This is a genomic window from Pseudomonas sp. W15Feb9B (assembly GCF_000828175.1).
GTDB lineage: Bacteria > Pseudomonadota > Gammaproteobacteria > Pseudomonadales > Pseudomonadaceae > Aquipseudomonas > Aquipseudomonas parakoreensis.
The window spans coordinates 1-1,143 of record NZ_JTKF01000075.1 but is presented as its reverse complement, the minus strand read 5'-3'; the positions used below and the strand labels follow the sequence as shown (position 1 = coordinate 1,143).

1 protein-coding gene is annotated in these 1,143 nt (G+C 55.2%); it reads right to left on the bottom strand.

What is annotated here, in order from left to right; genetic code table 11:
* Positions 1–6: 6 nt before the first annotated feature.
* The gene (locus tag OC71_RS26525; RefSeq protein WP_041074968.1) at positions 7–924 is read right to left on the bottom strand and encodes an IS110 family transposase; all 918 of its coding nucleotides are present in this window, start codon (positions 922–924) and stop codon (positions 7–9) included.
* Positions 925–1,143 lie beyond the last annotated feature (219 nt).

Genomic DNA, 1,143 nt, shown 5'->3' with positions numbered 1-1,143 from the left:
CGTTCGTCATCGCCATTCTGTGCCGTCTCGCAGCATGGCATTCAGTCTGATCAGCAGTATTCGCATACAGGCGATGAGCGCGACTTTCGCGCTCTTGCCTCGTTCTCTTAAGGATTTATAGCGGGCCTTGAAGTCGGCTTGATGGCGGATAACGACCCAGCACGACATGTAAAGCGCACGTCTGACGCGCGCTCTCCCTCCGAAAATCTGACGTTTCCCGCTGTGATTGCCACTGTCGTCGTTGTAGGGAGCGATTCCCGCCAGGGCTGCGATCTCCCTGCGATCCAGATCGCCGAGTTCGGGTAGATAAACCAGCAAGCTGGCAGTCGCCACAGTGCCGATGCCTTTGACGGAGAGAAGCCGATTGGCTTTTTCTGCATCCAGTTCACGCATGCTTTGATCAATGGCTTTGCCAAACTGTTTGATCTGGGTCTGCAGGTAGCGAATATGATCCTTGATCGCCTCTATGGCCGCAGGCAACTGGGCTTGCTGCAGTCGACGCTTATTATCGTCGCGCTGCTGGACGAAGTGCTCACGTAATTGAATCAGCTCGCGCAGTGCTTCACGCTCAGGCGAAATGGGCTTTTCGCGAGATTCATGCAGGGCTTCGGCAAAGTCGGCGAGAACCGCCGCGTCGATAGGGTCGGTTTTAGCGTTCTTACCCATTGCTACGGCAAAGGCTCTGGCCCGGCGAGGATTGATCCTCAGCACGCTGTAGCTTGCCTGCTGCAATGCCGCCATGACCCTGCGTTCATAGCCACCTGTGGCTTCCAACAGCACACGGCCAACCGTGTACTGAGCTAAACGTGCGATCAGTGCATCAAAGCCTTCAACCGTATTGGGAACTTCAAAACCGTCTTTCTGTGGTTGAACCCAGACGACGAGATTGGATTTGGAGATATCGATGCCGACCCAGGAAATCATGGCAAAACCCTCTTACACTCAGAAGTGAGAGTGCTCTGGCTTTGCCCACGCTTGTGATTCGAGTGGCGCTCGTCCAACTGTTCGGGCTTATGGGCCAGAGTAGAAAGGTGGATGGCAGCTTTGCTCCCACTCGTGCTTCAAGCACCGCGGACTCACAGCTTGCCATCCACCCCTCTCACCCCAGAGTTTATTCCCTTACTCAGACACAAGCGGGCTTGC

Bases quoted from the DNA above. Each gene is read 5' to 3' on its own strand.
- OC71_RS26525 (WP_041074968.1), bottom strand. From the start codon at position 924: ATGATTTCCTGGGTCGGCATCGATATCTCCAAATCCAATCTCGTCGTC.